Source organism: Micromonospora sp. WMMD1274 (assembly GCF_049179035.1).
In the GTDB taxonomy this organism is placed as follows: Bacteria; Actinomycetota; Actinomycetes; order Mycobacteriales; family Micromonosporaceae; genus Micromonospora; species Micromonospora tulbaghiae.
In genome coordinates this window covers 5,517,380-5,538,791 of the sequence record NZ_JBMHMG010000001.1, presented here as the reverse complement: position 1 = coordinate 5,538,791, position 21,412 = coordinate 5,517,380, and the positions used below count along the sequence as shown (strand labels likewise).

Genomic DNA, 21,412 nt, shown 5'->3' with positions numbered 1-21,412 from the left:
ACCCTCGGTGGAGTACGCCGACGTGAGCCGCCCGGACACCGTAACGCCACCTCCGCCGGCACGTTGAACCAATGGACCGGGCGCGACCGAGGTCGCAACGACCCGATTCAAGTGCGGTAGCACTTCCCAGCGTGCGGCCCGAAGCATTCACCTTCGTGACGGAGACCAGCACCGTGGCACAGAAACATCCATTGGCAGCTCGACCCGCTCCGCGGCAGGACGGGGCGAGAAGCCTGGGACGCATATACCTCTCCCCACCGGATGTCGGTCCGACCGAGGAAGCGCTGATCCTTGCGGCGGTCCGCTCCGGCTGGGTCGCGCCTGCCGGGCCCGATCTCGATGCCTTCGAACGCGAAGTGGCCGAGCGGGTGGGCAGTGGGCACGCGGTCGGAGTGAGTTCCGGTACCGCCGCCCTTCACCTCGCGTTGACGGTGGCCGGCGCCGGGCCGGGCTCCGTGGTCGTGGTGCCCACCATGACGTTCGTAGCGACCGCCAACGTCGTGACCTACACCGGCGCCGAACCGATCTTCGTGGACTGCGACGCCGCGAGCGGCCACCTCGACCCCGGCCTGCTGCCACCGCTGCTCGGCAGGCTTCGGGCGCAGGGACGCCGGGTGGCGGCCGTGGTGACGGTGGACCTCAACGGCTCCTGCGCCGACTACGAGCGGATATCGCCGGTCTGCGCCGAGTTCGGGGTGCCGCTCGTCGAGGATTCCGCACAGGCTCTCGGCGCGGCCCGGAACGCCCGGCATGCCGGCACCTTCGGCCAGGTAGGGGTCTTCTCCTTCAACGGGAACAAGATCATGACCACGTCGAGCGGCGGGATGCTGATCTCCGACGACGCATCCCTGATCGAGCGTGCGCGTCATCTCGCCACCCAGGCCCGGGAGCCGGTCGCACACTACGAGCACCAGCAGATCGGCTACAACTACCGGCTCAGCAACCTGCTCGCCGCTCTCGGGCGAGCACAGCTACGACGGTTGACGGGCATGATCGAGCGCCGCCGGGCGATCCGGAAACGGTACGCCGAACTCTTCGCCACCGTCCCGGGCACACGCATCCTCGGTGACGGTGATCCCGGATCGAACTGCTGGCTCACCTCGCTGATCGTCGAGCCCGGCGAGGCGGGGTGGCGGGCGGACGAGTTGGCCGAGCACCTCGCGCGTCATGACATCGAAAGCCGCCCGATGTTCAAGCCGATGCATCGACAGCCGGCCCACCTCGGCCGCGAAGCCGTCGTGACCGGCGCCGCAGACCGGCTCTTCGCCACCGGCATCTCACTGCCGAGCGGGTCGACCCTGGTCGGCGGGACCGCCGAGCGACTTTTCGACACGCTCGGCAGCTTCCTCGCCAGGCGCTGACCGCTTCCCGGCGACGCGCGACGTCTCGGCCAGGAACTGCTCCCAGCCCGCCCGGGCCACGGCCCCGCTCTTGGAGGTTTCCGTCAATGAGGGTTGTCGTCAGCACGGAGTCCCGACTCGTCCGGACGCCGGACGGACGGGTGTGGACGATGTACGTGCCCGGCTACGGCTTCTGGCAGCGCTACCTGAGCGCCTTCGACGAGGTCCGGATCATGGCTCGGATCGCCAGCCAGGACAGCGTCCCCGAGGGGATGGTGCGCGTCGACGGACCTCAGGTCGACGTGCACGCCCTGCCGCACTATCTGGGATCTCGGCAGTACCTCCGGCAACGCCGGCGCATCGGCCAGGCCGTCGCAGCCGCGGCCGGGCCGTCCGACGCGGTGATCGTCCGAGCGCCGTCCGCGTTCGGATCCCTGCTCGCCCGGGACCGCCGCCGGCAGGGGCTGCCGTACGCGCTGGAGGTCATCGGGGACCCGTACGACGTGCTCGGGCCCGGTGTCCTCAGCCATCCGCTGCGCCCGCTGCTGCGGCAGAAGTTCAGCACCCAGCTACGCCGGGACTGCCGATCGGCCGCAGCCGTCTCCTACGTGACGGAGCAGCACCTCCAGAGCCGCTATCCAGCCGCCCCCGACGCGGTGACCGCCGCGATCTCCACCATCGACCTTCCGCCCACCGCCTTCGTCGCCACTCCGCGTCCGGTCGCCCGATGTTGGACAGCCGAGGCCCACCTGGTGAGCGTCGGCACCCTCGACCAGCTGTACAAGGGCATCGACTGCCTCATCCTGGCGGTGGCCCGCCTGGCCGCGTCCGGCGTCCGTGTCCGGCTAACACACCTCGGCGGCGGCCGGTACCGACCCGATCTGGAGCGGTTGGCAGCCGCGCACGGCGTGACCGAGCAGGTGACCTTCGCCGGCTGGGTTGCTCCGGGCGAACCGCTGCACGCTCGGCTCGACGAGGCCGACGTCATCGTGATGCCCTCCCGGACCGAGGGCCTCCCCAAGGCGCTCATCGAGGGCATGGCCCGGGCGCTGCCGGCGCTCGGCACCCGCGTCGGCGGAATCCCCGAGCTACTACCCCCCGACGATCTGGTGGAACCGAACTCGCCGGACGCCCTGGCGGAGGCCGTGCGCCGGATGATCGGCGATCCCGAGCGGATGGCGTCGGCCTCCGGTCGCAACCTCGACCGGGCGAGGCGCTACTCGCGGGACGTCCTCACGCCGCGCCGCGCCGACTTCTACCGCTCGGTCCGGGAAGCGACCGAGAGTGCCATCCGGGGCATGACCCGGCCGGAGCCCGCTGGTCCGCAGCCGGCTCGGCGCAGGTGACCGATCCGCCGAACGGCCCGGTCGGGAACCCGCTCGATGATCCACGGCTCACGTCGGCCTCCGGAAGCCGGTTCGGCAGGCACGGTCCGACGCGAACCACGTCGGGAGACAACCGTGGTCCGTAGCCAGAGCCCCACCGACGAGCCGGCGATCGTGGCGACCACCGCGCAACCGCTCCGGCCGGCCCTCCGCCGGGTCCGCCTACGCCTTCCCGGTCAGACCGGCAACGTTGCCTGGAACCTGCTCGGCCTGTTCGGAAGTGCTGTCACCCAGTGGGGGATCATCGCCCTGCTGGCCCGTTTCGGCAGCCCCACGATGGTGGGCCAGTACGCACTCGGCCTCGCCGCCACCGCACCGGTGATTCTTCTGGCCAGTCTCGGACTGCGGGTCGTGCTGGTGACCGACACGTCCGGGCGATTCGCCTTTCGGGAGTATCTACGTCTCCGGACCGCGGCGATGGTGGTGGCGGTGACCGCTGTCGGCGTCATCGCTGCCACGCGTGGCTCGGGCGACGGCACAGTGATCATGCTCATCGGAATCGCCAAGGCCATCGACGGTGTCGGCGACATCTACTGCGGCCGATTCCAGCAACTGCTGCGCATGCGGCTGATCGCCACTTCGATGATCATGAATAACGTCGCGACCCTGCTACTCATGGCGGTGTTGCTCAGCCTCACCCAGGACATCGCCTGGACCGCCACGGGATCCGTCGCCGGCTCGACGCTCGGCTCCCTGCTCTACTGCCGGTGGGCTGCGCGCCGTCTGGAACCGGGCGGGCCGTCGCGCACGCCCCGTCCCGCGCCGCCGGGAGGAATCCGAAGGGCCGGCACGTTGGTGCGGATCGCGCTACCCGTCGGCCTGGCATCCGGGCTGAACTCCTTCAGCGGCAACGTGCCCCGCTACCTTCTGGAACATCGATCAGGTACCGGCGCCCTCGGCATCTTCGCAGTCGTGGCCTACGCCACAGTGGTCACCAACATCCTCTTCGCCGGCATCGCCCAGACAGCGTTGCCGAAGATGTCGGAGCTCTACTCCCGCGGTGCCCTCCGCGCCCTGTCCACCCTGACCTCCCGCCTCGTCCTCGGGTCCCTCGCATTGGGGGCGGGCGCCGTCGTGGGCGCACTGCTCGGAGGAGATACGGCACTTCGGCTGGTCTATGGAAACACCTACGCGCAGCAGGGCCACCTGCTGGCGATCCTCGCCACGTCGGTGGGCTTCAGCGGTGCGCTGTTCTTCCTCAACAGCGCGATCTCCGCGACGCGCAAGTTCGGCCGGCAACTCGCGGCAAGCCTCACCATGCTCGTCGTCAACGTGGTCGTCAGCCTGACCCTGATCTCGGCCCACGGCCTGACCGGAGCGGCCTGGGCACTGGTTGTGGCACTCGGATGTGAGGCAGTGCTGAAAGTGGTGATGTTCCGCCACGCGCTCGCGACGCCCGCCGATCCGTCAACCACGGCGCGGCACAGGGCGTGATCCAGCAGATGGTAGCGGTTTTCGCCGAGTCGGCGGCGCGAAGAATATTCGACACGACGGGAGGCCCGGCGATTCATTCGAGTTTCGACAGCGACACCGCGAAATCAGTTTTCTGCTGTTTGGACGTCAGCGCCCCGGAGAAGACGTCATGGTGCATCATTGACGGCGAGCCACTGAGGCATTGGAACGTCGTGAACTGTTGCACTCGTCGCCGATCCCGCGCGCACCCCCGCCACTTCGACAGGTGGGGTCGCTGCGCCGTCGTGTCCACTGGGCACCACAGTCACGCACCGGCGTTCTCAACGCCGGCACTCCGAAGTCGACCCGTTGCACCACACGCGTCGCACCGGTCGCGCACCAAGTTGGAGACTCCGTGGAATTGAGCACGAGCCTGGTGGTCTGGCTGTCCCTCGCACTCGGTGCGGCGATGCTGCTCGCCGTCTTTCTCCGATCGGGCCGGAGCGACTTCCTGCCCTACCTCTTCGCCTACTTCATCTTCTTCGGCCTCGGCCCGGCGATCAACTACGCCCTCGGCAATGAGATCTACGTGGGCATCATCCCGGACAAGATCAAGGAGGCCTGCCTCGCGTTACTGCTGGCCCTCGCCGGCGTAGCGGCCGTGGCCCTCCTCATGCCGATCCGCGAGCGACTGCCGGACCTGTCCGTACTCCGCGCCCCGCGGAAGAACGCGCTGGTTCCGGCGGCGCTCTGGGCCATGGCGTCCTACGCGGCCGTCATCCTGTTGCTGCGCGGTCCGGCAATGATTACCGGCAACAAGCTCGAACGGATCCAGCTCGCCGGTCCGCTGCACTACCGCTACCTCGCTCTCGAGATCTGTGCCTGCTCGCTCTATTTCCTGACCAGGGCGGTGCCCTCGGCGCGACTGCCGTACTGGTTGAATTTCGGCCTCTACGTGCTCTACTGCCTGGCCACGAACGAACGCGATTTCCTCTTCGTCGCCTTCGCCGTGGCGATGCACATTCTTCTGCTCCAGCGGAGGCGCATTCCCCCGAAGTTCGGACTGGCCGGCGTCGCATTCGCCGTGGCGGCCACCTACCTCAGCGCCGTTCGGAGCGGGGGCACACTGAACATCGGGAAGGCCTTGAACGAGGGCTCCACGATGTTCGTGGACACCTACGTCATGACGTACGGCGACAGCAGCCTCCGACTGTGGCCGGGCCAGAGCTATGCGGAGGCGTTACTCGCCCTACTGCCGTCAGCGTTGGTGCCGGATCGTCCCATGCTCATGAACTGGCTCGTCGACCAGTGGGCCCCCGGATCCACGTCGGGCTACGGATTCTCCCTGACGGCCGAGGCGTACCTCAACTTCGGCCTGGTCGGCATCCCGTTCGTCTTCGCCGCGATCACACTCGGCCACCGGCTGATCCTTCTCCGAGCCGGGCGAGGGCACGTGTTCGCCTACGCGAGCATCCTCTACACCGTCGACTGGATGTATGGCTTCCGCGGCGAGAGCATCACCTTCCTCAACACCCTTCTGTACGGTGCCGTCTTCTACGCCGTGATCTGTCTGGGATTCGTGCGGAGCGGCACCATGCCGGCTCCGATGCACGCCACTGTGCGGCGCGAGCCGACGTCCGGGTCGACCGACACACCCCGCCAGCCGGCCCGGACATCGGGATAGTGGGACGAACGCCGGTGCGCGTGCACCTTCGACAGACCGGGACCGGCGGTGCCGGAGGCTGTTGCGGCCGTCGCGGCCGTCGGCTCTGGCGCCGCCGCCTCAACGACCGGCTCGCCATGGGCAACTGCGCGTGGATACGCCTCAGGAAAGAGGCGCGCTGACGGACTGCCCCTGCGCCGGCACGGTGCCTGCTGTCAGGGCCTCCCCCGACCGGAACCACTCGACCGTAGCCCGCAACCCTTCGGCGAAGGGGGTCGGCGACGCGGTCGGGAACAGCTCGCGCAGTCGTGTGTGGTCGGCCTGGGACTCCCGTACGTCACCGGGCCGGGCCGGCACGTGCACGACCTCCAACGGCCGGCCCAGAACGGTCTCCAGTTCGGCGATGAGGTCGAGCAGGGAGATGCGCGCGCCGAACGCGAGGTTCACCACGTCCGGGGACGCCACCTGTCGCAGGACGGCGTCCACGATCACCGAGGTCACGCTGCCCACGTAGGTGAAGTCCCGGGACTGCCGCCCGTCGCCGTGCACCTGCAACGGCCGGTTCTCCAGGGCTGCGGTGACGAACCGCGGGACCACTGCCGCGTACACGTGGTTCGCCGCCTGCCGGGGCCCGAAGACGTTGAAGAAGCGGAACGGCAGGACCGCCATGCCGTAGCAGTTGGCGAACGCGATGCCGTACGCCTCGGTGGCCAGCTTCGACACCGCGTACGGGCTGACCGGCATGGGCCGCAGGCCCTCCTGGCGCGGCAGCACCGGGTTGGCGCCGTACACGGAGGACGAGGAGGCCAGCACGCACTGCGGGACGCCGTTGCGGTGGGCGGCGTCGAGGACCGTCAGGGTGCCGGTGGCGTTCGCGTGGTGGCTGCGCAGCGGGTCGTCGATGGAGCGGGGCACCGAGCCGAGGGCGCCGAGGTGGACCACGCTCGACGCGCCGCTCATCGCGCGGTCGAGCAGCGCGGGGTCCAGCACGGTGCCGATCAGCACCTCGGCCGGCAGCCCGCGCAGGTTCTCCATCGACCCGGTGGAGAGGTCGTCGACGACGACGATCTCGGCGACCCGGCCCGTTTCCGACAGGGCCCGCACCAGGTTGGAACCGATGAAACCGGCGCCTCCCGTGACGACGACTCTCACGTGCGCTCCTACCGCTCGCCGGTGCTCTCTCCGCAGGGCCAACGAGAGAATCCGACGTTGGTTACTAAACACCACAAAGCTCGTTGCCCTGGGTGGAGCGGCGAACGACGCCGCGCCGACCGTTGGAGGCGAACCACGTGAGGCACGATCCCCGGTCCGGCGTTGCCGGCGACCCGTCCGGGCGCCGGTCACTGCGCGTCGCCGTCATCGTCAAGACGAACTACGGCGGACTCTGGACCATCCCGCAGGCGTGCGCCCTGCGGGATCGCGGCCACGAGGTGGTGGTGATCTGCCCACCCGGCGGGCGCCTGAACGACCGCCTGGCCGAGGCCGGGATCCGGACGGTGGCGTCGCCGTTCTCGTTCCGCTTCCGGCCCAGCCTCACCACGCTGTCCGAGCTGTGGCGGCTGCGCCGCCTCGTCCGCCGCCTGCGGCCCCAGGTGCTCTACCACCACCTGTACGCGGCCACGCTGGGCGCGCGGCTCGCGACCGTCGGCCTGCCCTTGGCGCGGGTGCAGTTCGTCGCCGGCCCCGCGTTCCTGGAGTCACGGGCGGTCCGGATGGTCGAGCGGCTGCTCTGGCGGCTGGACCGCACGATCATCTGCGGCACCCGCTACACCTCCCGCCTCTACGGCGAGCTGGGCGTACCGGCGTCGCGCCGGCCGGCCGTGACCAGCGGGCTCAACCTGGCCTGGGCGACCGCCGACCTCCCGGACGACACGGCGGCGACGCGGGCGGAGGCCCGGGCGAAGTGCCGGGCCGATCTCGGGCTGAGCCCGGACCAGTTCGTCGTGATCATGGTGGCGTACGTCTATCCACCGCGGAAGCTCGCCGCGCACCGGGACCGCGCGTTCAAGGGCCACGACGTCCTGCTCGCGGCGTGGCAGGAGATCCGGTCCCGGCACCCCGAGGCGGTGCTGATGCTCGTCGGGGGCGGCTCGGACCAGGCCGGCGAGGACCACCGGCAGGAGCTGATCCGCCGGTTCGGGGTCGCGGACGACCACTCCGTCCGCTGGATCGACACCGCCGACGACGTGCGGCCCTACTACCGGGCGGCGGACCTCAGCGTGAGCCCGTCGCTGAGCGAGGGGCACGGCGCGCCGCCCGAAGCGGCGCTGCTGGACGTGCCCAGCATCGTCAGTGACGCCGGCGGGCTGCCGGAGACGGTGGACGAGAGCTGCGGGTGGGTGGTCCCCCGGGACGACCCGGCCGCCCTGGCGCAGGCCATGGAGCACGCGTACGCCGAGTTTCGGTCCGGGCGTCTCGCCGAGCGCGGCGTACGCGCCCGCGAGCGGTCGCACCGGCACTTCGACAACCGGATCTCCGCGGTGCGGATGGCCGAGGTCATCGAGCACGCCGCGGGCGTCGGCGGACCACCCGGGGAGTACGCCCCGCAGGCCGCCGGGAAGGCGCACTCCCGGTGAGCCCCGGCCGGCGGTCGATCGAGCTGCGGCTCAAGCGGCTCATCGACATCACGGTGGCGCTCGTCGTGCTCGTGGTGACCGCGCCGGTGGTGGCGGTCGCCGCGCTGCTCGTCCTGGCCCAGTTCGGCAGCCCGGTCTTCTTCCGCCAGGAACGCACCGGCCGGTACGAGCGCCGCATCCGGGTCCTCAAGCTCCGGACGATGTCCGACGACCGTGACGCGGAGGGCCGGCTGCTGCCCGACGGGGTCCGCTGCCGGGGCGTCGGCCGGACGCTGCGACGGTTGAGCATCGACGAGCTGCCGCAGATGGTCAACGTGCTCCGCGGCGATCTCAGCCTGGTCGGTCCCCGGCCGCTGCTGCTGCGCTACGACCCCTGGTACACCGACCGGGAGCGCAAGCGTTTCGAGGTGCGGCCGGGCATCACCGGGCTCGCGCAGGTCAACGGCCGCAACGACCTGGCCTGGACCGAGCGACTGGAACTGGACGTCCGCTACGTTCTCGACTGGTCCCTCTGGCTCGACCTGCGCATCCTCGCGCGGACCGCGGGCAAGGTCCTGCGCGCCTCCGGTGTGGCGGTCGACCCGTCGGCGCAGATGCTCGACCTCGACCAGGAACGGCGCCTCACCGGCGTCCGCTGAGCCGGTCGGTGCCCGCCCGCGCCGGGCGGGCACCGACACGCGTTCAGGCCGAACCGGTGGGCACGCCGGACGGTCGCGGCGCCGAGGCGCCGCTCTGGGCCGGCGCCGCCGGACGTCCCGAAGGCGCGAGCGTGCCGCGCTCGGGGAGTGTGCCCAGCGCCCGCTGGAAGCTCGCGACCAGCGCCGGGTAATCGGCCGGTGCGACGTCCTGGTGTACGGGGAAGTTGATGATCTGCCGGGACAGCCGGGCCATCGACGGGTGATCCCGCAACTGCGCGATGAGCGTGTGGTAGAGGCTGACCATGCCGAAGCCCTCCCGGTTCATCTCGGCGTAGACGTGGTCGCGGTTCTCCCGCCCGGTCCCGAGGATCCGCACCGGCAGCGTCTGCGGGGCGTCGTCCGGCGCCAAGTCGGGCCACATCAGCTCGAACGCGACGCCGAATTCGGGCAGGCCGCGCAGCAGCGCGGTGAGGGCGCGGAAGTTCTCCTGCCGCCGCGCGGCGATGCCGAGCGTGTCGTGGTCGAGCACGTGCCGGGACAGGTCCGGCTCGGTCTCCCGCTGACCGGTGAGCCGGCCCGGGTCGCGGTAGGTGATCATCCCGCCACGTGCGCCGGGCATCGGCAGCATCTTGTGCAGGGAGTAGAGCGACACGTCGCCGGTGCGGCCGGCCGGCCCGCCGAGCGCGTGGGTGAACCACGCGTGCGCGAGGTCTTCGAGCAGCAGCGCGCCGTGCCGGTCGGTCAGCTCCCGGATCCGGCCGATCGCCCGTTCGGTGCGGCCGAAGTAGTGGATGACCACCACGACGTCGTAGGGGCGCTCCGCGAGCCGGGCCTCCAGCGAGGACACGTCCACCGCGAGGTCCTCGGTCAGGTCGTAGAAGCCGGGGTGGAGCCCGAGTTCGGTCACCGGGTCGAAGACGCCGCTGCCCTCGTTGGCGGACCATCCGATGAACGAGGGAAGCAGGATGTCGCGCCGCTCGCCGCGCCAGACCCCGGGCTGGGCGAGCAGGTCGCGCATGCCCTCCCGGGCCGCCCGGTAGAACAGGCTCGGCGTGCGGAAGGCAGCCGGGTCGGTGGCGGTCTTGGGGATCGTCTGCGTCACGGAAGCTCCAGTCTGGCGCGGATCTCGGAGGTGGACATCCTGAGTGAGCGGTTGACGGCCCGGAGCGGGCCGACCGCGCTGGGCGGCGCGTCCTCGCCGGGTGCCATGACCAGGACGCGGTCGATGCCGGGGAAGGCCCGGACCACGGCGGCGACGACGGCCGGCCGTCGCAGCGTCGCCGGGTCGAAGCACCGCAGCACCCGCGCGCTCGGCCGCCCCAGTACGTGGGTGGCGTCCCCCGCGACGACGGTGAGCTCACCGAAGCCGTACGTGTCGAGCCAGGCCCGGGCGGCGTGCAGCCCTTCGAAGCGGACGTCGGTGGCGGGCGCGATCCCGCCGAGCGCGAGGTCGGCGACCCACCAGGTGGTCGTGGCGTCGCCCGTGAACCCGAGCCGGTCGTAGAGCGCGCGGGCCGGGGCGTTGTCGGCGAACACGTCCAGCCGCATCGACCGGAGGTCGGAGTGGGCGCGGGCGTACGCGCGCAGCAGTTCCCGGGCGACGCCCCGGCCGCGGGCGGCCTCCACCACGCAGATGTAGGACAGGTGCGCCAGGCCCGGCTCGACCCGCGTCAGGTCGGCGAAGCCCAGCCGCCGGCTGTCCTCGTCCTCGGCCACCAGGAAGCACCGGCCGGGGAACGACTCCGGGTGCGCGAGCACGACCTCCCAGAACCGGCCGACGCCGGGCTGGGCCGATGTGAGGTAGTCGTGCAGATGTCGCGCGAACGACGCCCGGCTGACCTCCGCCAGCCAGTCCGCGTCCGCGACGGTGGCCGGGCGGACCCGGACCCCGGATGCGGCGTTCGCGCGGGACGCCACCGCGACGCTCGGGAATGGGACGATCGACTGGGCACCATACGGGACCGGCATGTTCACACCATAGTGTCCGCTACCACCCCAAAGGGGGATTTCGGATCACCGCCGCCCGGTCCCGGCCTGGTCCGGTCCCGGTGTGGTGAGCTGTACCGGTGGCGGGCGATGTGCTGGGGCTGGTGCTGCACCCCACCCGGGACGTCTCCGAGGTGGTCGGGACCATCGCGGACTGGGCCGCCCGGCACCGGATCACCCTGGCGGTACGCGCCGAGGACCGGGCGCGCGTACCCCCCTCGGTCGAGGCGGTCGCCGCAGACGAGCTGGCCGACCGCTGCGCCGCGCTGATCAGCATCGGCGGCGACGGGACCATGCTGGGCGCGCTGCGGATGGCCGTCCGCGACCCGAAGCCGGTGCTCGGCGTGCACCTGGGCCGGCTCGGCTTCCTGGTCGAGGTGGAGCCGCCGGACCTGCCCCGGGCGCTGGAACGGCTGGTGGAACACGACTTCACCATCGAGTCGCACGCCTGCCTGGCCTGCGACGTCTGCGGCGACGACGTGGTGGCGTTCAACGACATCGCCCTGGTCCGGCAGCCCGGCGCCGGCTTCGTCACGGCCACCCTGGCGGTGGACGGCCAGCGGTACGGCTACTACCGGTGCGACGCGCTGGTGGTGAGCACGCCGACCGGCTCGACCGCGTACAGCTACGCCGCGGGCGGGCCGCTGATCTCACCGGCCACCGAGGCGATGGTGGTGACACCGTCCGCGCCGATGGCCGGGATCTCCCGCTCAGTGCTGCTCTCCGCGCACGAGACGGTGCACCTGGAGCTGCGCGCGGACTCGGCGCCGGTGGCGGTGGAGATGGACGGGCTGCTGATCCGGCAGGCGGCGACGGAGGGTTCGGTGCACATCCGGTACGTCAAGGACGCCGGCCGGGTGGTCCGCCTCGACCCGCGCCGCTACCAGGAGCGCAACCAGCTCAAGCTGAGCCTGCTGGACCTGCCGCTGCTGCCGGACCAGTTGCGGGAGCTGTTGCCGGACGGGCTGCGGGAGCAGCTCAACCGCCGGGAGCTGCCCCCGCCCCGCTGAGCCGGGTCAGGCGGTGGCTAGCACGCCGTCGACCAGCGCCTTGGCCTCCTCCTGGATCCGGGCCAGGTGCTCCGGGCCCTGGAACGACTCGGCGTAGATCTTGTAGACGTCCTCGGTGCCGGAGGGGCGGGCGGCGAACCAGCCCGACTCGGTGGTCACCTTGAGGCCGCCGATCGCGGCGCCGTTGCCGGGTGCCGTGGTGAGGATCGCGGTGATCGGCTCGCCGGCCAGCTCGGTGGCGGTGACCTGCTCCGGCGAGAGCTTCGCCAGGACCGCCTTCTCCTCCCGGCCGGCCGGCGCGTCGATCCGGGCGTACGCGGGCGCGCCGAAGCGGTCGGCCAGTTCGGCCCAGTGCTCGCTCGGCGTACGGCCGGTGGTGGCGATGATCTCGGCGGCGAGAAGGCAGAGCAGGATGCCGTCCTTGTCGGTGGTCCACGTGCCGCCGTCCCGGCGCAGGAACGACGCGCCGGCGCTCTCCTCGCCGCCGAAGCCGACGGTGCCGTCGAGCAGGCCGGGCACGAACCACTTGAACCCGACCGGCACCTCCAGCAGCGGGCGGCCGAGGTCGGCCGCGACCCGGTCGATCATCGAGGAGGAGACGAGCGTCTTGCCCACCGCCGCGGCCGGGCCCCACTGCTCCCGGGTACGGAACAGGTGGCCGATCGCCACGGCCAGGTAGTGGTTGGGGTTCATCAGGCCGCCGTCGGGCGTGACGATACCGTGCCGGTCGGCGTCGGCGTCGTTGCCGGTGGAGACCGCGTAGTCGTCCCGGGCGGCGATCAGCGAGGCCATCGCGTTCGGCGACGAGCAGTCCATCCGGATCTTGCCGTCGCCGTCGAGCGTCATGAAGCGCCACGTCGGGTCCACGAGCGGGTTGATCACGGTGAGGTCGAGGCGGTGCCGTTCGGCGATCTCGCCCCAGTACGCCACGCTCGCCCCGCCCATCGGGTCCGCGCCGATGCGCACCCCGGCGTCGCGGATCGCGTCGATGTCCAGCGCGGCGGGCAGGTCGTCGACGTACCGGGCGAGGAAGTCGTACTCGCCGGTGGTGGCGGCGGCACGCGCCCGCGCGTACGGGATGCGTTTCACCTCCTTGAGCCCGGCGGCGAGGATGGCGTTCGCGCGGTCCTGGATCCACTTGGTGGCGTCGGTGTCGGCGGGCCCGCCGTGGGTGGGGTTGTACTTGAACCCGCCGTCGGACGGCGGGTTGTGCGACGGGGTGATCACGATGCCGTCGGCGAGGCCGCTGGTGCGCCCCCGGTTGTGGGTGAGGATGGCGTGCGAGACCGCCGGGGTCGGGGTGTAGCCGTCGCGGCTGTCGCGCAGCACTGTGACGTCGTTGGCGGCGAGCACCTCCAGCGCGTCGGCCTCGGCGGGCGCGGAGAGCGCGTGGGTGTCCCGGCCGAGGAACAGTGGCCCGTCCAGGCCCTGTTCGCGGCGGTAGTCGCAGAGCGCCTGGGTGACGGCCAGGATGTGGTCGGAGTTGAACGCGTTGCGCAGGCTGGATCCGCGGTGCCCGGAGGTGCCGAAGGAGACCTGCTGCGCCGGGTCGTCCGGGTCCGGGTGCTCGGCGTAGTAGGCGGTGACCAGCCGGGGCACGTCGACCAGGTCGGCGGGCTGTGCGGGCTGGCCGGCACGGGGGTGGGCCACTGCGGGATCCTCCTCGGTGATGCGGTGTGGACTGCTCAGGGCTCGACGCGCTGGCCCTTGCCGATGACGACGATGCCGTTGTCGGACACGGTGTAGCGCTGGCGGTCCTTCTCCAGGTCGACGCCGATCTCGGCGCCCTCCGGGACGTGGACGTTCTTGTCCAGGATCGCGCGCCGGACGACCGCGTGGCGGCCGATCTGGACACCCTCCATCAGCACGGCGCCGTCGACGTGCGCCCAGGAGTGCACCTTCACCTTCGGCGCCACGATCGAGTTCTCCACCAGCGAGCCGGAGATCACCGAGCCGGGCGAGACCATCGAGCTGACCGCGCGGCCCACCCGCTCGCCCCAGGCGTGCACGAACTTGGCCGGCGGGTACGGCGGCTGCTCGGTGTAGATGGGCCACTCGAAGTTGTAGAGGTTGAACACCGGGTGCACGTTGATCAGGTCCATGTGCGCGTCGTAGAACGAGTCGAGCGTTCCCACGTCCCGCCAGTAGCCGCGGTCGCGGTCGGTGCTGCCGGGCACCTCGTTGTCCTTGAAGTCGTAGACGTTCGCCTCGCCGCGCTCGACGAGCATCGGGATGATGCTGCCGCCCATGTCGTGCTTGCTCGTCTTGTCCGCCGCGTCGCGCTCGACCGCCTCGCACAGCGCCCGGGTGGTGAACACGTAGTTGCCCATCGAGGCGTAGATCTCGTCCGGCGCGTCGGGCAGCCCGACCGCGTCGGTGGGCTTCTCCCGGAACGCGCGGATGCGCTTGCCGTCCTCGCCGACCTCGATCACGCCGAACTGGTCGGCCGTCGCGAGCGGCTGCCGGATGCCGGCCACCGTGACCCCGGCGCCGGAGGCGATGTGGTCCTCGACCATCTGCCGGGGGTCCATCCGGTAGATGTGGTCGGCGCCGAAGACGATCACGTAGTCGGGCTGCTCGTCGTTGATCAGGTTGAAGCTCTGGTAGATCGCGTCGGCCGAGCCGGCGAACCACCACGGGCCGCGGCGCTGCTGCGCGGGCACCGGCGTGACGTAGTTGCCCAGCAGCGTCGACATCCGCCAGGTCTTGGTGATGTGGCGGTCCAGCGAGTGGGACTTGTACTGGGTCAGCACGACGATCTTGAGGAAGCCGGCGTTCGCCAGGTTGGACAGGACGAAGTCGACCATGCGGTACATCCCGCCGAAGGGGACGGCGGGCTTCGCCCGGTCGGTGGTCAGGGGCATCAGGCGCTTGCCCTCCCCGCCGGCCAGGACGATCGCGAGCACCTTGGCAGCCATGCTCAGACGCTAACCACCCCGAACCGACTTCACCACTCGGACGCCCACACTTGCGCACCCGGTGCGACGTGGCGCTCTGCACTAGGGTGCGGGCATGGCACCGATGCGCGTCGACCTGCTCACCCGCGAGTACCCGCCGGAGGTCTACGGCGGCGCCGGGGTGCACGTGGAATACCTCGCCCGTGAGCTGCGCCGGCTCGCCGACGTGCGGGTGCACTGCTTCGGCGCGCCCCGCGACGAGAAGGGCGTCACCGCGTACGCCGAACCGGCCCCGCTCGCCGGCGCCAACGCCGCGCTGCGCGTCATGGGCGTCGACCTGGAGATGGCCGCCGGGACCGCCGGCACCGACGTGGTGCACAGCCACACCTGGTACGCCAACCTGGCCGGGCACACCGCGAAGCTGCTGCACGGGGTGCCGCACGTGGTGACCGCGCACAGCCTGGAGCCGCTGCGCCCGTGGAAGGCCGAGCAGCTCGGCGGCGGGTACGCGCTCTCCTCCTGGTGCGAGCGGACCGCCTTCGAGTCGGCCGACGCGATCATCGCGGTGAGCGCGGGCATGCGCCGCGACGTGCTCACCGCCTACCCGGCGGTGAACCCCGATCGGGTACGCGTGGTCTACAACGGCATCGACACCGCGCAGTACGCCCCGGACCCGGGCACCGACGTGCTCGACCGGCTCGGCATCGACCCGGGGAGGCCCAGCGTGGTCTACGTCGGGCGGATCACCCGGCAGAAGGGCCTGCCGTACCTGCTGCGCGCGGCCCGGGAGCTGCCCGCCGACACCCAGCTCGTGCTGCTGGCCGGCGCGCCGGACACCCCGGAGATCGCCGCCGAGGTGGAGGGGCTCGTGGCGGAGCTGCGGGCGACCCGGTCCGGGGTGGTCTGGGTGGCGGCGATGCTGCCCAAGCACGAGGTGATCCAGGTGCTCACCCACGCCACGGTCTTCGCCTGCCCGTCCGTCTACGAGCCGATGGGCATCGTCAACCTGGAGGCGATGGCCTGCGAGACCGCAGTGGTGGCGACCGCCACGGGCGGCATCCCGGAGGTGGTGGCCGACGGCGAGACCGGGCTGCTGGTGCCGATCGAGCAGGCCGGTGACGGCTCCGGCACGCCGCTGGACCCGGAGCGTTTCGTGGCCGACCTGGCCGCGCGGATCAACGAGCTGCTGGCCGACCCGGAGCGGATCGCGGCGTTCGGGGCGGCGGGGCGGCGGCGCGCGGTGGAGCACTTCTCCTGGCAGGCGATCGCCGAGCAGACGATCGAGGTGTACCGCTCCGTGGGGGTGTAAGGAAGGGCACCTTCTTGACAGCCCGCCCGGGCACGGGGCGGCGGATACAGTCGCCGGATGCCGGATGCGATCTTCGCCCATCCTCGGCTCGCGCCGGTCTACGACGCGTTCGACGGCGACCGGGACGACCTGGACGCGTACCTCGCGATCGCCGACGAGCTGGACGCGCGCGTGGTGCTCGACCTGGGGTGCGGCACCGGGAACCTGGCCCTCCTGCTCGCTCGCCGCGGTCGTACCGTCGTGGGGGTCGACCCGGCCGGGGCGTCCCTCGCCGTCGCCCGGTCGAAGGACCGCGAAGGCCGCGTGCGCTGGGTGCACGGCGACGCCACGACGCTGCCACCGCTGCGCGCCGACCTGGCCGTGATGACCGGCAACGTGGCGCAGGTGTTCTGCGCCGACGACGACTGGGCGCGCACCCTGCGGGGCGTCCACGCGGCGCTGCGGCCCAGCGGGCATCTCGTGTTCGAGACGCGGCGTCCCGAGCGCCGGGCGTGGGAGGAGTGGGCGGCGGACACCGCGCCGGTGATCCGGGACGTGCCGGACGTCGGGCCGGTGGAACGACGTCTCGACGTCATCGCCGTCGACCTGCCGTTCGTGACCTTCCGGTTCACGTACCGGTTCCCGGCCGACGGCGCCGTCGTCACGTCGGACTCGACGCTGCGGTTCCGCGACCGGGACGAGGTCGAGGCGAGCCTGGTGGCCGCCGGCTACCGGGTGCTCGACGTGCGGGACGCGCCCGACCGCCCCGGCCGGGAGTTCGTCTTCGTCGCCCAGCGGTCGACCTGAACGTCGCCGTCGGAAGTCCGCCACCCGTTCGGTGGAACGCCATGGGTGCCTCAGCGCCCTTTTGACACCCATAGCGTTCCACTCACCGCAGCCCACGCTCGTTCGGTGGAACGGCACGGGTGCCTCACCGGCACGGACTCGACGCCCTCGTGGGCGGGTTGAAGGCTGAGGTGAAGTCGCCGAGCGCGAGAGGATCTCGCGCAGTAGGTTGAGCGGGTGACTGGACGGTTCCCGATCGAAGACGTCTCCCCCGTCGTCTCCTGCGGTCGCTACCCGGCCAAGGCGGTGGTCGGCGAGGTCGTGCCGGTGTCGGCGCGGGCCTATCGCGAGGGCCACGACGCGCTCGGGTGCAACGTGGTCTGGCTCGGCCCGGACGGCGCGGCCCGCCCGTTCACCCGGATGCGCCCGGGCGAGCCCGGCCAGGACCGCTGGCACGCCACGATCCGCCCGGACGCGGTGGGCCTGTGGCGCTTCGCCGTGGAGGCGTTCGGAGACCCGTACCTCACCTGGCAGAACGTGGTCACCAAGAAGCTCGCCGCCGGCCAGGGCGCGGCCGAGCTGGCCAACGACCTGGCCGAGGGCGTACGGGTGCTCACCGCCGCGCTCGACCTGGTGCCGAAGGCCGACCGGGATCGCGTACGCGAGGCCGCGCGGGCCCTGGCCGACGACGACCTGGACCCGCCGCGGCGGGTGAGCGCGGCGCTGGATCTGGCCGACCTGCTCTGGGAGCACCCGGTGCGCGAGCTGGTCACCACCGGCGAGGAGCGCACGCTGTGGGTGGACCGGCCGCGGGCGCTCTTCTCCGCCTGGTACGAGTTCTTCCCCCGCTCCGAGGGCGCGATCCCGGCCACCGTCGACGCGCCCGCCCGTTCCGGCACGTTCGCCACCGCGATCGAGCGGCTGCCGGGTGTCGCGGCGATGGGTTTCGACGTGCTCTACCTGCCGCCGATCCACCCGATCGGCCGGGTCAACCGCAAGGGCCGCAACAACGCGCTCACCGCCGGGCCGGACGACGTGGGCTCGCCGTGGGCGATCGGCGCGGCCGAGGGCGGCCACGACGCCATCCACCCCGATCTGGGTACGCCGGAGGACTTCCGCGACTTCGTCGCGGCCGCCGCCGAGCAGGGGCTGGAGGTGGCGATGGACCTGGCGTTGCAGTGCGCGCCGGACCACCCGTGGGTCACCGAGCACCCGGAGTGGTTCACCACCCGCGCCGACGGCAGCATCGCGTACGCGGAGAACCCGCCGAAGAAGTACCAGGACATCTATCCGCTGAACTTCGACAACGACCCGGAGGGCATCCGGGCCGAGGTGCTGCGGGTGGTGCTGCACTGGGTCGGCGAAGGCATCCGGATCTTCCGCGTGGACAACCCGCACACCAAGCCGTTCGACTTCTGGCACTGGCTGATCGCAGAGGTCAAGAAGGTCGACCCGGACGTGCTGTTCCTGGCCGAGGCGTTCACCCGGCCGGCGATCATGCACGGGCTCGGCAAGGTCGGCTTCACCCAGTCGTACACCTATTTCACCTGGCGCACGACGGCGGCCGAGATGCGGGAGTACTGCGAGGAGCTGGTCGCCTCGGTCGACTGGATGCGGCCGAACTTCTGGCCCAACACGCCGGACATCCTGCACTCGTCGTTGCAGCACGGCGGCCCGCCGATGTTCAAGATCCGGGCGGTGCTGGCGGCGCTGCTCTCCCCCTCCTGGGGCATGTACGCGGGGTTCGAGCTGTTCGAGCACGTGGCCCGTCCGGGCGCGGAGGAGTACCTGGACAACGAGAAGTACGAGCTGCGGCCCCGGGACTGGGACGCCGCGCTGGCGCAGGGCCGGTCGCTGGCGCCGTTCATCACCACGCTGAACCGGGTACGCCGGGACAACCCCGCCCTGCACCAGCTACGCAACCTGCGGTTCCACGACATCGACAACCCGGCGCTGCTGTGCTGGTCCAAGCACGACCTCCAGACCGGCAACACGGTGATCGTGGTCTGCTCGTTCGACTCCCGCGAGGTGCAGTGGGGCAACACGACGCTCGACATGCCGGCGCTCGGCCTGGACTGGCACGAGCGGTTCACCGTGCGCGACGAGCTGACCGGCGCCGAGTACGACTGGGGGCAGCGCAACGCGGTACGCCTCGACCCGTACCTGCAACCGGCGCACGTGCTCACCGTGCGCCGCCCGGCCACGCCCGAGCCGCCGCAGCCGGCCGCCGCCGAACCGGAGCACCCGGCCGCGCCCGACCTCACAGTGGAAGACGTACCCGCCGATCTCTCCGGCGGCACCGCCCCGACCGCACCGGCCGACAAGGACGACGCCCGATGGACCAGGTGATCACCGGCGAGGTACACGACCCGCACGCCGTGCTCGGCGCACATCCGGCCGACGGGAGCACCACGATCCGGACGCTACGCCGGGGTGCGGGCGAGGTGACGGTGCTCGCCGACGGCGAACGGCACCCGATGAAGCGGGTGCACGACGCCGGTGTCTTCGAGGCGGTGCTCCCCGGCGAGGTGCTCGACTACCGGGTCGAGGTGGACGGCACGACGCACGACGACCCGTACCGTTATCCGCCGACGCTCGGCGACCTCGACCTGCACCTGATCGGCGAGGGCCGGCACGAGCGGCTCTGGGCGGCGCTCGGCGCCCGGGTCTTCGACGAGGGCGTCGCGTTCACCGTCTGGGCGCCGAACGCCCGCGCCGTGCGGCTGGTCGGCGACGTCACCGGCTGGGCGCCGGACGACGGGTGGCCGATGCGGTCGCTCGGGTCCAGCGGCGTGTGGGAGATCTTCGTGCCGGGACTGCCGGTGGGCAGCCGCTACAAGTACCGCGTCCTCGGCGCCGACGGCCGGTGGCGGGACAAGGCCGACCCGATGGCCGCGCGCACCGAGGTGCCGCCGGCCACCGCGTCGGTGGTGCACGAGTCACGGTACGAGTGGGGCGACGCGGACTGGCTCGCGCGCCGGTCCCGGCAGGCGCCGCACCAGGAGCCGATGAGCGTGTACGAGGTGCACCTGGGCTCCTGGCGGCCCGGCCTCGGCTATCGGGAGCTGGCCGAGCAGCTCACCGCGTACGTGGTCGAGATGGGCTTCACCCACGTGGAGTTCCTGCCGGTGATGGAGCACCCGTTCGGCGGCTCGTGGGGTTACCAGGTCACCGGCTACTACGCGCCCACCGCCCGGTTCGGTGACCCGGACGACTTCCGCCACCTGGTGGACCGGCTGCACGCGGCCGGCATCGGGGTGCTCCTGGACTGGGTGCCGGCGCACTTCCCGAAGGACGAGTGGGCGCTCGCCCGTTTCGACGGCACCCCGCTGTACGAGCACCCCGACCCGCGTCGCGGCGAGCACCCCGACTGGGGCACGTACGTCTTCGACTTCGGCCGCAACGAGGTGCGCAACTTCCTGGTCGCCAACGCGCTGTACTGGCTGGACGAGTTCCACATCGACGGGCTGCGCGTGGACGCGGTCGCCTCGATGCTCTACCTGGACTACTCCCGGTCCGACGGGCAGTGGGCACCGAACGTGCACGGCGGCCGGGAGAACCTGGAGGCGATCGCGTTCCTCCAGGAGGTGAACGCCACCGTCTACCGGCACCACCCGGGCGTGCTGATGATCGCCGAGGAGTCCACCGCCTGGCCGGGCGTCACGAAGCCGACGTCGGAGGGCGGGCTCGGGTTCGGGTTCAAGTGGAACATGGGCTGGATGCACGACACGCTGCTCTACACCTCGAAGGACCCGATCTACCGGCAGCACCACCACCATCAGCTCACGTTCTCGCTGGCGTACGCGTGGAGCGAGAACTACGTGCTGCCGATCAGCCACGACGAGGTGGTGCACGGCAAGGGGTCACTGGCGGGCAAGATGCCCGGCGACACCTGGCAGCGGCTGGCCACCGTGCGGGCGCTGCTGGCGTACATGTGGGCGCACCCGGGCAAGCAGTTGCTCTTCATGGGCTGTGAGCTGGCCGACGACCGGGAGTGGAGCGAGGAGCGCGGCCTCGACTGGTACCTCACCCACGACCCGGCCCGCGCCGGTGTGCAACGGATGGTCGCCGACCTGAACCGCGTCTACCGGGAGACCCCGGCGCTCTGGGCGCAGGACACCGACCCGGCCGGCTTCCGCTGGATCGCCGGGGACGACGTCGCCAACAACACGGTGTCGTTCATCCGGATCGCCCCGGACGGTCAGACGCTGGTGTGCGTGGCGAACTTCTCCGCGGCCCCGCTGGAGGACTACCGGATCGGCCTGCCGGCGGCCGGTACGTGGGCCGAGGCGCTGAACACCGACGCCCACCACTACGGCGGTTCCGGCGTGGGCAACCTGGGCGAGGTGCACGCCGAGAACATCCCCTGGCACGGCCTCCCGGCGTCTGCGTCCCTGCGCATCCCCCCGCTGGGCGTCCTCTGGCTCTCCCCCCGTTGACCCCGTGCCGGC

The 21,412-nt window shown here is 71.4% G+C and carries 16 protein-coding genes; 11 read left to right on the top strand and 5 right to left on the bottom strand.

Going from position 1 to position 21,412, the window contains the following annotated elements; genetic code table 11:
* Nucleotides 1-155: 155 nt before the first annotated feature.
* The 4 genes from ACN27D_RS26235 (at nucleotide 156) to wzy (ending at nucleotide 5,801) form a co-directional block, all read left to right on the top strand.
* Nucleotides 156-1,361: a DegT/DnrJ/EryC1/StrS family aminotransferase gene (locus tag ACN27D_RS26235; protein WP_421500247.1), complete on the top strand. Its 1,206-nt coding sequence runs from the start codon at nucleotides 156-158 to the stop codon at nucleotides 1,359-1,361.
* A gap of 86 nt (nucleotides 1,362-1,447) precedes the next feature.
* Nucleotides 1,448-2,686: a glycosyltransferase family 4 protein gene (locus ACN27D_RS26230; RefSeq protein ID WP_421500246.1), complete on the top strand. Its 1,239-nt coding sequence runs from the start codon at nucleotides 1,448-1,450 to the stop codon at nucleotides 2,684-2,686.
* Nucleotides 2,687-2,800: 114 nt separating this feature from the next.
* Nucleotides 2,801-4,159: a lipopolysaccharide biosynthesis protein gene (locus ACN27D_RS26225; RefSeq protein WP_421500245.1), complete on the top strand. Its 1,359-nt coding sequence runs from the start codon at nucleotides 2,801-2,803 to the stop codon at nucleotides 4,157-4,159.
* Nucleotides 4,160-4,532: 373 nt separating this feature from the next.
* The gene (gene wzy, locus ACN27D_RS26220) at nucleotides 4,533-5,801 is read left to right on the top strand and encodes an O-antigen polysaccharide polymerase Wzy (RefSeq protein ID WP_421500244.1); all 1,269 of its coding nucleotides are present in this window, start codon (nucleotides 4,533-4,535) and stop codon (nucleotides 5,799-5,801) included.
* A gap of 141 nt (nucleotides 5,802-5,942) precedes the next feature.
* Here the strand turns inward: wzy and ACN27D_RS26215 are convergent, their stop codons facing one another.
* Nucleotides 5,943-6,932 (bottom strand): NAD-dependent epimerase/dehydratase family protein, encoded by a 990-nt coding sequence (locus ACN27D_RS26215; RefSeq protein WP_421500243.1) that lies wholly within the window; start codon nucleotides 6,930-6,932, stop codon nucleotides 5,943-5,945.
* A 137-nt stretch (nucleotides 6,933-7,069) separates the two neighbouring features.
* Here ACN27D_RS26215 and ACN27D_RS26210 point away from each other — a divergent pair, with 137 nt between their 5' ends.
* Nucleotides 7,070-8,356 (top strand): glycosyltransferase, encoded by a 1,287-nt coding sequence (locus tag ACN27D_RS26210; protein ID WP_421500242.1) that lies wholly within the window; start codon nucleotides 7,070-7,072, stop codon nucleotides 8,354-8,356.
* A complete protein-coding gene (locus tag ACN27D_RS26205) occupies nucleotides 8,353-8,994 on the top strand; it encodes a sugar transferase (RefSeq protein WP_357208523.1) in 642 nt (213 codons plus the stop codon). Before ACN27D_RS26210 ends, ACN27D_RS26205 begins: the two co-directional genes overlap by 4 nt.
* Before the next feature lie 43 nt (nucleotides 8,995-9,037).
* Here the strand turns inward: ACN27D_RS26205 and ACN27D_RS26200 are convergent, their stop codons facing one another.
* Nucleotides 9,038-10,096, bottom strand: a complete 1,059-nt coding sequence (locus tag ACN27D_RS26200) for a DegT/DnrJ/EryC1/StrS family aminotransferase (protein ID WP_421500241.1) — start codon at nucleotides 10,094-10,096, stop codon at nucleotides 9,038-9,040.
* Nucleotides 10,093-10,962: a GNAT family N-acetyltransferase gene (locus ACN27D_RS26195; RefSeq protein ID WP_421500240.1), complete on the bottom strand. Its 870-nt coding sequence runs from the start codon at nucleotides 10,960-10,962 to the stop codon at nucleotides 10,093-10,095. The genes ACN27D_RS26200 and ACN27D_RS26195 overlap by 4 nt, the downstream gene beginning before the upstream one ends.
* Before the next feature lie 98 nt (nucleotides 10,963-11,060).
* Between ACN27D_RS26195 and ACN27D_RS26190 the strand changes: the two genes are divergently transcribed.
* Nucleotides 11,061-11,990 carry an NAD(+)/NADH kinase gene (locus ACN27D_RS26190; RefSeq protein ID WP_358173012.1) on the top strand — a complete coding sequence of 310 codons (930 nt, stop codon included), beginning with the start codon at nucleotides 11,061-11,063 and terminating at the stop codon, nucleotides 11,988-11,990.
* 6 nt (nucleotides 11,991-11,996) lie between these two features.
* Here ACN27D_RS26190 and pgm read toward each other — a convergent pair whose 3' ends face one another.
* Entirely contained in the window at nucleotides 11,997-13,640 is a 1,644-nt protein-coding gene (pgm, locus tag ACN27D_RS26185) for a phosphoglucomutase (alpha-D-glucose-1,6-bisphosphate-dependent) (protein WP_091423665.1), read from the bottom strand.
* 35 nt (nucleotides 13,641-13,675) lie between these two features.
* Nucleotides 13,676-14,908: a glucose-1-phosphate adenylyltransferase gene (gene glgC, locus ACN27D_RS26180; RefSeq protein WP_091423661.1), complete on the bottom strand. Its 1,233-nt coding sequence runs from the start codon at nucleotides 14,906-14,908 to the stop codon at nucleotides 13,676-13,678.
* Between the two features lie 94 nt (nucleotides 14,909-15,002).
* Here glgC and glgA point away from each other — a divergent pair, with 94 nt between their 5' ends.
* The 4 genes from glgA to glgB all read left to right on the top strand — a co-directional run bounded on the left by glgA (nucleotide 15,003) and on the right by glgB (nucleotide 21,400).
* The gene (gene glgA, locus ACN27D_RS26175; protein ID WP_358173016.1) at nucleotides 15,003-16,196 is read left to right on the top strand and encodes a glycogen synthase; all 1,194 of its coding nucleotides are present in this window, start codon (nucleotides 15,003-15,005) and stop codon (nucleotides 16,194-16,196) included.
* 57 nt (nucleotides 16,197-16,253) lie between these two features.
* The gene (locus ACN27D_RS26170) at nucleotides 16,254-16,982 is read left to right on the top strand and encodes a class I SAM-dependent methyltransferase (protein ID WP_421500239.1); all 729 of its coding nucleotides are present in this window, start codon (nucleotides 16,254-16,256) and stop codon (nucleotides 16,980-16,982) included.
* A gap of 216 nt (nucleotides 16,983-17,198) precedes the next feature.
* A complete protein-coding gene (locus ACN27D_RS26165; RefSeq protein WP_421500238.1) occupies nucleotides 17,199-19,310 on the top strand; it encodes a maltotransferase domain-containing protein in 2,112 nt (703 codons plus the stop codon).
* Nucleotides 19,298-21,400, top strand: coding sequence for a 1,4-alpha-glucan branching protein GlgB (glgB, locus tag ACN27D_RS26160; RefSeq protein WP_421500237.1), 2,103 nt, complete (start codon nucleotides 19,298-19,300; stop codon nucleotides 21,398-21,400). The genes ACN27D_RS26165 and glgB overlap by 13 nt, the downstream gene beginning before the upstream one ends.
* Nucleotides 21,401-21,412 lie beyond the last annotated feature (12 nt).

Excerpts from the sequence above, each read along its gene's own strand:
- glgC (WP_091423661.1), bottom strand. The coding sequence starts at position 14,908 with ATGGCTGCCAAGGTGCTCGCGATCGTCCTGGCCGGCGGGGAGGGCAAG.
- ACN27D_RS26230 (WP_421500246.1), top strand. The coding sequence starts at position 1,448 with ATGAGGGTTGTCGTCAGCACGGAGTCCCGACTCGTCCGGACGCCGGAC.
- ACN27D_RS26195 (WP_421500240.1), bottom strand. The coding sequence starts at position 10,962 with ATGCCGGTCCCGTATGGTGCCCAGTCGATCGTCCCATTCCCGAGCGTC.
- glgA (WP_358173016.1), top strand. The coding sequence starts at position 15,003 with ATGGCACCGATGCGCGTCGACCTGCTCACCCGCGAGTACCCGCCGGAG.
- ACN27D_RS26170 (WP_421500239.1), top strand. The coding sequence starts at position 16,254 with ATGCCGGATGCGATCTTCGCCCATCCTCGGCTCGCGCCGGTCTACGAC.
- glgB (WP_421500237.1), top strand. The coding sequence starts at position 19,298 with ATGGACCAGGTGATCACCGGCGAGGTACACGACCCGCACGCCGTGCTC.